Here is a 9,230-nt window from a genome sequence, read left to right on the forward strand (position 1 = left end):
AAGCAGTCAATCCTAAGACTAACTGCTTAATCAACAATAAAGTGTAAATTTTATTGTTTCTTTTCTTCTTTTTTATCTTTTTTATTTTTTCTATCCCACCAAGTACCTGCTAATGAACAACTTCCGCCCATAACTATAAAGGCAATCATAATAAGCCAAAATTCCATGATTTTTCCTCCCTTTTAATTTGTTAAATGCTGGCAAATAAAAATTACAACAAAACATATAATAAGTGCGATTACACCTGCAATGAATGCAAATATGATTTTTTGATAATTTCTTTTTCCTATTTCTTGTTGTGTTTCATCATGCGTTAATTGCTTTCCGTCAATAAATGCCAAAATTTCTTTATAGGTTTGAATGTCATGGCTCTTTTTGAATTTTTCAATCTTACTTGCCGTATAGAGCGTTATTGCGAACAAGCATAACCAAATAATAATTCCTATATTTCCCTTAATATTAAATAAAGGATAGGCACTTATGGCTACGACTATCAATTCAATTAGGAAAACTACACTTATCACATTAAACTTTTTAATAGTTGCTTTTTCTACAATCTCCCTCATCTCCTTTATATCTTCTTTTATAAAATTATCTAAAGACACATTGAAGATATTAGATAAAGTAATTAAACTTTTAACATCTGGACAACTTTTATTTGTTTCCCAGTTAGAAATTGTTTGTCTTGAAACAAATATTTTAAGAGCCAGTTCTTCTTGAGAAATTTTTTGTTGTTCCCTAAATTTTTTGATTTGTAATCCAATATCCATCTTGAATCTTCTCCTTTATTGTATATGAATATAGCTATTTTGTCTGTCAAAAGCCTTTGACATTGCCATTTTCCCTTGTCAAAATAGTTTTACATGGCTTAAAACAGAACTTTTCAACTAATTATATCGGTTCTATATATAAGTTACAAGAAAAATATGGGCTCACATTTATTTTTTCATCTGTCCTTGCGGTACATGGTTCTGTGGATTGCCTGCGTTCTGATTGCCTTTATTCTTCAACACAATATCCTCTGCCTTTACATACCAGTCCACATCTGCACCCGTATAGGTTTTTCTTGATACCGTATCTGCTACTGGATTGACAAGCTCCACAACTGCATTGTACGGAAATTCCCTTACTGGTACTTCTGGCGGTACGGACACGGGGATAATTCCACCATGCAAACTGCACTTCAAATCATAGATACGCTTTTTAAGCTGGGTACTCGGTGTCCCGTCCTCATTCTGCAAGAACACATCACGCACCGCTGTAAATTTTAATTCTCCAAATGTTTTCTCTTTGTCAATGACAAATCCGTTTGATAATCTCATAATGTTTCCACTCCTTTACTTTTCTTCAACTGCTACAATATCATCAGCAAGCAACACATAATCGGTATGTCCCATATCCCCGATTGCGTAGCCTCTGCCATATAACTTCGGATTAACAAGTTTTACTTTCTGCTCATACTTGAAATGCTTTTCGCCAGCCTGCACGGGAATTTCCACCACAACATTTTCGCCTTTCTGTACGTCGGAATAAAGGTTATAGCTTCGTCTGGTTAAGACCCTGCGGTTATTTTTATCTTTTTCAAAGACTGGCTCGCTTTCGCCTGCAAATTCAAGAGTTCCAAAAGACTGTGCCATATCTGGCACGACATATTTCATTTCCATATTGTTTTACCTCGTTTCTTTCTATTTTTGATAAATTGATAGTGATTTCTTATTCTGGCGGTTCGGGAAGTACCAGCAATCCCACCGATAGTAAAGGGTAAAATCAATGCTTACGCACCCTTGACTATCCGTGTTCTTGCAGGTTGTTGGCAGACAAGCCAGAATAAGCGGAAGTCTGCCGTTTGACAGCTTCGGCGGAGAGCGTGATTTTCCTTTTCTCATACCATTACCGCCTTATGATTTCTTCATTTTACGACGTTTGTAGAAGAAGATACCTGCCAGTCCAGCACCAGAAGTTAAAAGAAGTGCAAGCAGTCCGTAAAGGTTTGTGTTATCGCCCGTTTTGGGACTGTTGCTAGGTTGGTGTGGCTTTTCTGGTGTCTGTGGTGTTTCGGGTTTCTCTGGTTCTTCTGGCTTTTCCTTAAAGGTAATCGTCTGTCCCTCGTCGTCAATGTCCTTATGCTCGGTAACTTTCTTCGGCTCGTCTGGATTGCTTAAATCGTACAATTCTTCAAAAGTTACAAGCTGTTTGCCGTCAAGAGAAGTAGCGTCAAAGGTAAAGGCAACTTCCACTTTCATAGTTTCGCTGTCAGCAGTAAAAGTATAATCACTTTCCACACGCTTTCCATTGATAAGAAGCTCGGCATTTTCTTCTTTCAACATCTGCCAGCCCACAAGTTTGTACTGTGTACCGATTTCTAAGCCCTCTAAGGTTACGGTATCAATGATTGTTACCTCTTTTCCTGCTTCAAGCTCTTTGTTGCCGTCCTTGTCGATAGCAGTCGTATGAATTTTGATGATACGCTCTGTGATAAGTACCGTCTGTCCGTCGTCCTCAATGTCTTTATGTTCCGCAACTTTCACGGGTTCGTCTGGATTGCTTAAATCATACAATTCTTCAAAGGTTACAAGATTTTTACCGCCAAGCTCGGACGCATTGAATGTATAAGCAATTTCCACTTTCATAGCTTCATCATCAGCAATAAAGGTATAGTCATTTTCTACACGCTTTCCGTCAATGACAAGTTCAGCGTTTTCTTCCTTTAACATCTGCCAGCCTTTGAGCTGATATTTTGTGCCTTTTGTAAGTCCGTCTAATTTGACGGTATCAACGATTGTTACCTCTTTTCCAGCAAGGATTGTCTTTTCGCCGTCCTTGCTGGTCGCTGTGGTATGGATAGAGATTTCTTTTTCGTATTCATCAGTCAGCGTTCCTAAATCAATCACAAGGTTATTTCTTGATACCACGATTTCAAAAGGTGGGATAAGTTCAAAGCCTTTGTTGCTATCGCAACGCATTTCTTCAATGATATAAGTATCGTAAGGTAACGCACCTTTGCTGTCGTCTGGTTCAGAAGTCCCAAACCATACACCGTCCTCGCTGGTCTTGCCTGCGTTGGTATTGTGCTTATGGGAAGCCCAGTCAGCAGAAGTGGAGAATTGCCCGTTATCATCAGTTACTACAACATGACTTTCCCCAGTCGTCTTGCTTGTGATCCTAAAAGGAACATCAGCAAGACGCTTGTGTGTGCCTGCACCGATTTTCACGCCCTCAATATCGCCACGCTTAATCTGATTATAGATAGAATGGGCTTCGTCAGTTAAGTCCACAATTTTTCCGTTTTCTGTGATTGCAAAGTCAATCGGTTTTGCACCGTCTGTAAAATATCCGTTTGGAGCTTCACTCTCAACGATACGGAATTTTCCATAAGGTAAAAGGTCAGCGGAAGTAGAAGCGACACCCTCAATGTCTGTATGGATTGTTTTTACCACTTCATTTTTCTTGTATAGCTTGCCCTCAACCAATACCGCATTATCATTTAAGGAAATGATGTCAAAGGCAGTATCTTTCAAGGTAGCACTTCCTTGTGGCTTTGTATCACCCGTTTCTAAATCTCGTTTCTGAATTTTGACACCGCCACGGATAACCTTGTCTGATACGGAAAACTGGTTACTTCCAGTAAGTACGGCAAGGTCGCCGTCCTCTGTAATTTGTGTAAGGTATAAGCCCTTAATCTGTTCGGACTTATCGCCAGCCTGCATATATGCACCCTCTAACAAGTAGCCGTTTGGAGCTTTTGTTTCTTCTACGGTTAGCGTCCCAAGTGGAAGAACCGCCTTACCGTCCTGCATATAGAAGCTGTCGCCAGATACCTTGTATGCGTCCGCTAATTTTGTAACATAATGGATTGTACCGTCGCTGTCTGTTTCGGCGATTGTCTTTGTAACCCATGTACGAGTAGCTTCGGCAGGGAGATTGTCTTTATTGTAGAAGCCAGTATAATACTTCCATGTAAATTCCGCACCTGCTAAAGAAGCGTTCCCCTGCGGATTGTCTTTCTGTGTTTCCATATCAATCTTGAAGAGTTCAATCAAAGTGTCTGTTACCTTTGGTGTATCTGATACGTTCAAGGTCGCTGTCTTTCCAGCTTCAACCTTTAAGGAATATATATTTGTATCAACCTTATATCCTGCTGGTGCGGATAATTCCTTGATATAGACTGTGTCAGCCTTTACCTCTACGACATCTGTATTTCCGTTTTCATCAGTCGTAAGGGTGGCAAGCTGTTTCGTGCAGTCCTTATCAGCAAAGACACCGTATGTCGCACCAGCGATAGAGTAATTCCCGTTACCGTCTGTAATGCTGGTATTACTGGAAGTCTTTTGAAGTTTCGCATTTCCAACATTGAGTTTCGCCCAGAATTGTCCCAATTCCTGCCCCTCGCCAGAGTAGATATAACCGCCACATTCATAGCGTCCTTTATTCTCTTTGACAAAGGCTTTTGCACCAGCGAAAACTTCGTCCTGCGTTGCCTTTGGAATTTCATCATAAGAAGCTCGCACGTTATCGCATTGCCAGCCAAGATGTACGCTTAATCTCTGCCAGACAACAAGCTGTCTTAAAAGGTAGGCGTGGTTTTTGCTTATTCCGTTGTGGCTGTCTGTGTACTGTTTTACATATTCGATAGATAAGGCAACGTCGCTTATCTGGTCGGCACTCATACGGGTGCTTGCGTCAGCTCTGGTCTTGTAGCCATTCTTAAAGTCTGTGTTAATGTCGATACAGTAAGCGTCCTCGCCCTCAACGGTCAAATGTCCCTCATTAAAGGTAGAACCAATCGAACCGTCATTCATTACTTTTTCAACGATACCGACACGCTCTTTTGACTCCGTCCAGTATTGCTTACTTTCTGCATGAACGGGTGTAGTCGGCAAAGCAGTAACGACAGTTGCAAGAGCTAAGAAGCCCGTACACAATCGTTTTAACATCTTTTTCATAAATCTAATGCTCCTTTCATTTTTGGTAATAAAATAACCGTCCATAATGAACGGCTGAAAATAGAAAAGGAACGTCATTTTAGGCGTTCCATAGTCTATGAGTTATTCAATTTTTCTTGTTTCAATACTGATGTGCTGTACCATATCTTTGCATATCTAGGAAAACTTGCGTATCAAGGCTCATTCAATGGTAGTAAATAAGTAGTAAATTGATGTGTTTGTTTCCTTGAAAATGCTGATAGATACTGTGTTTTAGCGGATAATCAGATTTTTATTGTGTTTTAATATAAAAAGACAATGAAGTCTGCGAACCTTTCTTACATAGTTAATATCTACATGAATATAATTACTACTTTTATATTCAAAAAGACAATGAAATTTGCGAACCTTTCTTATTATGCTTAGTATAAAAATATCTGTATCTCTTAATTTATAAACATAAAAATCGACAAATCCTATAAACATTATTATTTTAATATGTATTTATATATAAAAAGACAATAGAATCTGCGAACCTTTCCATTTCTAGATAAATTTATTTATTAAAAAGACAATAGAATCTGCGAACCTTTCTGTTTTTTAAGGTTTTCAATCAATGAAAAATGTCGAAAAATTTTTTTTGATTGATAATATTTTTATAAATTCATACTCAAGCATTTGAAAATACTACATCACACCAAAAAGACAATGAAATCTGCGAACCTTTTTTCATTCTAGGCATTTCAATGGTTCTATTAAAAAGACAATAGAATCTGCGAACCTTTCCTATGTGGACTTTTATTTATATTTTATGTAATATATGCTTATATTTTATTATGTATGTAAAATAAAACATGAAAGGAGGTAAAAAATGACTAATAAGCTATTATTTGAAGATTTAAAACCAAATGCAAGAATCTCTAAATCAAAGCTAAAAGAAGTAATTTCTATTTTTAAAAATAAAATAGACAAAGTTGAAATAAATGATGGATATTATGAACTTGAAAAAGAAAATGGTCTAATAAAAAATGACTCTATACAAATTATATCTGTTACTAAATCTTTAATAAAACAATATTTAGTATATCATTTTTTGCCTTATAATAAATGTTTTGTTAGAAAACATGTAAGTTATAAAGATATAGCTATATTATGTGGAATATCCATTCCTACAGCTAGAAAAAATCAAGATTTACTTTCTATTTTGGGACTAGCATATTTTACACCTTCTTCTAATGGTTATGGAAAATTTGATATAGTAATATCAGATGAGTATAAAAATCATTTTAAAAAGAAATATGGTGGTGGTGGTTACATAACATTAACTCTTGATGATCTAGTTAATTTTTTAGATATAAATTGTATTAATGAGTTAAAGGTTGAGTTGAAAAAATTATTATGGGTTGATGCAGCTAAAAAAAGTAAGGGTAAAAAAATTGTATTTAATAAAGCAAATTTAGTGAACAATCTACCTGAATATATAAAAAAATCGAGCAAGTTGATTAATAATATCATATATAGCAAAAATTCTAAGTTTAAACCTTTAGGAAATAGATTAGACATAACCAATTATAAATCTAAGTCTGAGTTTAATAAAAATTTCAGAGATTCAGCAAGGAAAAAAATACTAAATTTACTTGATAATGGCAAATTCTCACTTAGTTCTAATTATTCTGATACATTATTAAATTCTAAATCTAAAAAACCTTCATTGGAAACAAATATAAAACTTGAAGCTGAAAAAGCTCTTATTATAAATGACTTGGTTAATCTTTCTATAGAATTTGGATTTAAAAAAGTCTTAATTGCTTTAAATCATATGTTTGATAGTACTTATTATGAAGATAATATAAATATTAATAATATACATAATCCTGCTGGATTTATAAGAAATTTTATAACAAAATCAATTTTGAATTTTGGTAGTTTATATTAAAACAAGATATAGTAAATTAAGAGTAATAAAATTTTATTACTCTTAATTTACTATGCAGATAAAAAAAATACATGTAATTTAGATAGCTCCATTATCTAATTACATGTATTTTTTTAAAAATTTTATCCACATTTTATCAAAAAAGAAAATTTTTTCATTAACATTCTAATATTTTTATTTAACAATAGAAAAAAATATTGTTCACATAATTATAATTTTTTTACTGATGAATTTATGTATATATTGATAATACTATAATACATATAAAATACGTTTTTGCTAATTAATGTTTTAATAGATGTTTTAATTAAATGTTTTAATAAAGCTTCTTAACAAAGATTATTATAATTTTACAAATATAAATATAGGGACTATTTTTTATAAATTAATGATGCTAAAATATATATAAATTACTAATATGTTACAATTGTAAAATATTACAAAAGTATTGTTTTTGTAATATTTTATTAAAACATAGATATATACTGACTTTATAATAATATAGCAGAATATATCCATTGAACAGGAAAGAGTTTAATAAATTAAAATCAGCTAAATAAACAAATACATAAAATATTACAAAAGTATTGTTTTTGTAATATTTTTATTAAAATGTAGATATATACTAACTTTACAATAATATAGGGAAAATATTCATTGAATAGAAAAGAGTTTAATAAATTAGAAATTTATGAACAAATATATAAAATATTACAAAAGTATTATTTTTGTAATATTTTATTAAAATGTAGATATATACTAACTTTACAATAATATAGGGGGAAATAGTCATTGAACAGAAAAGAATTTGATAAATTAGAAATTTATGAACAAATAAATTACTTCAATCAAAAAATGTCTTTAGGAACATCTAAAGCAGAAGTATGTAGAAATTTATGTTTACCATCATCAACTTGGCGAGATCGTGTAAAAAAAGCTGGATATGAGTTAGACCAGATAAATAAGTGTTACAATAAAATTAATTCTCATGACAAAGAAAATTCTTCTTACTATAGTAGCACTTCATTAATACCATCTGATTCTACAGATATTAACCTTAGTGAATCCCTAAATTCGATGTTTGAAATAGCAAATTTTAGGGATAGTTTAATAGAAATTGTTGAAAACAAAGAAAATATTTTTAAAGCTCTTGAACTTTTAAAAAAATTTGAAGAAGAAAAAAATGTAGTAGATGTTTTGGAATTGAAAATAGATGCTGAAAATCTTACTGGTGATGCATTAGTCAAATACTTTAGAGTATATTCAGACATATTTGATAAGTTTATAGAATTTACAGAAAAACATAAGAATTTTAAAAAGCAAGATATCCTTACACAATTCATAGCAGAAGGACTCAAAAGATACAGCAGATAAAATTTTTATTGACTTAATTATTCTAATTTTGTAGTATTAAATTAAATATATCCTATAAGGAGGGAATTTAATCTATGAGACAAATTATGCTACAAAAGATACCTCAAGCAGAACTAAAAGTAATGAAATTTATTTGGGAACAAAATAATGAATTGACTTCTAAAGAAGTTATTAAAGCTATGGAAAATGAATATGATTGGAAACAAACAACTACACTGACACTTCTATCCAGACTTGTTAAAAAAGGATTTTTATCAGCTGAAAAAATTGATAAATATACACATTATAAAATTATAGTTGAAAACAGAGAATACATAGACTTTGAAACTAAAGATTTTATGAGTAACATGCATAATAACTCACTAGAAAGCTTATTATCTTCATTATATCAAGATAATCTTTTAGATAAAGATAAATTTGAAATTCTTATAGAAATAGCAAATGACCTGGATAAATAAATGGATGCTTTATTTGAAAATTTATTAAAAACAACAGTTATAAGTAGTTTAGGTATTTGTATATTAATAATTTTAAAAATATGTCTGTTTAAAATGTTTAGTAAAAAATTCAATTATTATATTTGGCTAATTATTCTTTTTAGAATGTTACTTTTCCCAATTTCTTGTTCAATTGAAATTACTACAAAAACAGAAGAAAGTTATACTCTAATTGATAATATAACTAATTTTAATAATAATCATACAAATAAAAACTTTACATTTTTATTTGTATGTATTTGGATAATTGGAGCTATATTTTGCATATCTCGTGTATTAATCAAATATGTAAGATTTAAGAATCTCATTGTTGACACCTCTTTTGAGATTGAAGATGAAAATATAAATCGCACTTACAAAAATTTACTAGCTGAATTAAATATAAAAAATGATATTCCTCTAAGGTATACAGATGAATTAGCCAGTCCAGCAGGAGTAGGATTATTTAAACCATATGTATTTTTATTGGACCTTCCATATAATGAAGAAAATATTTATTGG

Annotated in this window: 8 protein-coding genes; 4 read left to right on the forward strand and 4 right to left on the reverse strand. The window is 32.2% G+C overall.

Features of this window, described 5'->3' with window-relative positions; genetic code table 11:
- Nucleotides 1-182: 182 nt before the first annotated feature.
- From KGF50_RS09080 to KGF50_RS09095, 4 genes are all read right to left on the reverse strand, one after another.
- Entirely contained in the window at nucleotides 183-770 is a 588-nt protein-coding gene (locus KGF50_RS09080) for a helix-turn-helix domain-containing protein (protein ID WP_077712164.1), read from the reverse strand.
- Nucleotides 771-938: 168 nt separating this feature from the next.
- Nucleotides 939-1,322 carry a YdcP family protein gene (locus KGF50_RS09085; protein WP_003062614.1) on the reverse strand — a complete coding sequence of 128 codons (384 nt, stop codon included), beginning with the start codon at nucleotides 1,320-1,322 and terminating at the stop codon, nucleotides 939-941.
- A gap of 15 nt (nucleotides 1,323-1,337) precedes the next feature.
- On the reverse strand, nucleotides 1,338-1,664 hold the full coding sequence (locus KGF50_RS09090; RefSeq protein ID WP_002323337.1) for a YdcP family protein: 327 nt from the start codon (nucleotides 1,662-1,664) through the stop codon (nucleotides 1,338-1,340).
- Nucleotides 1,665-1,898: 234 nt separating this feature from the next.
- Nucleotides 1,899-4,943 (reverse strand): SrtB-anchored collagen-binding adhesin, encoded by a 3,045-nt coding sequence (locus KGF50_RS09095; RefSeq protein ID WP_227847745.1) that lies wholly within the window; start codon nucleotides 4,941-4,943, stop codon nucleotides 1,899-1,901.
- Between the two features lie 850 nt (nucleotides 4,944-5,793).
- On the opposite strand from KGF50_RS09095, the gene KGF50_RS09100 reads away from it, so the two are divergent.
- The 4 genes from KGF50_RS09100 to KGF50_RS09115 all read left to right on the forward strand — a co-directional run.
- On the forward strand, nucleotides 5,794-6,858 hold the full coding sequence (locus tag KGF50_RS09100; protein ID WP_227847746.1) for a hypothetical protein: 1,065 nt from the start codon (nucleotides 5,794-5,796) through the stop codon (nucleotides 6,856-6,858).
- Between the two features lie 792 nt (nucleotides 6,859-7,650).
- Nucleotides 7,651-8,232 carry a hypothetical protein gene (locus KGF50_RS09105; RefSeq protein WP_227847747.1) on the forward strand — a complete coding sequence of 194 codons (582 nt, stop codon included), beginning with the start codon at nucleotides 7,651-7,653 and terminating at the stop codon, nucleotides 8,230-8,232.
- Between the two features lie 83 nt (nucleotides 8,233-8,315).
- Entirely contained in the window at nucleotides 8,316-8,690 is a 375-nt protein-coding gene (locus KGF50_RS09110; protein ID WP_227847748.1) for a BlaI/MecI/CopY family transcriptional regulator, read from the forward strand.
- On the forward strand, nucleotides 8,691-9,230 hold a 540-nt coding region (locus KGF50_RS09115; RefSeq protein ID WP_285894666.1), incomplete at its 3' end, for a M56 family metallopeptidase. It lies immediately after the preceding gene.

Origin of the sequence: Clostridioides sp. ZZV15-6598, from assembly GCF_020657705.1 — a bacterium.
GTDB lineage: Bacteria > Bacillota > Clostridia > Peptostreptococcales > Peptostreptococcaceae > Clostridioides > Clostridioides difficile_F.

Excerpts from the sequence above, each read along its gene's own strand:
- KGF50_RS09095 (WP_227847745.1), bottom strand. The coding sequence starts at position 4,943 with ATGAAAAAGATGTTAAAACGATTGTGTACGGGCTTCTTAGCTCTTGCA.
- KGF50_RS09100 (WP_227847746.1), top strand. The coding sequence starts at position 5,794 with ATGACTAATAAGCTATTATTTGAAGATTTAAAACCAAATGCAAGAATC.
- KGF50_RS09090 (WP_002323337.1), bottom strand. The coding sequence starts at position 1,664 with ATGGAAATGAAATATGTCGTGCCAGATATGGCACAGTCTTTTGGAACT.
- KGF50_RS09080 (WP_077712164.1), bottom strand. The coding sequence starts at position 770 with ATGGATATTGGATTACAAATCAAAAAATTTAGGGAACAACAAAAAATT.
- KGF50_RS09085 (WP_003062614.1), bottom strand. The coding sequence starts at position 1,322 with ATGAGATTATCAAACGGATTTGTCATTGACAAAGAGAAAACATTTGGA.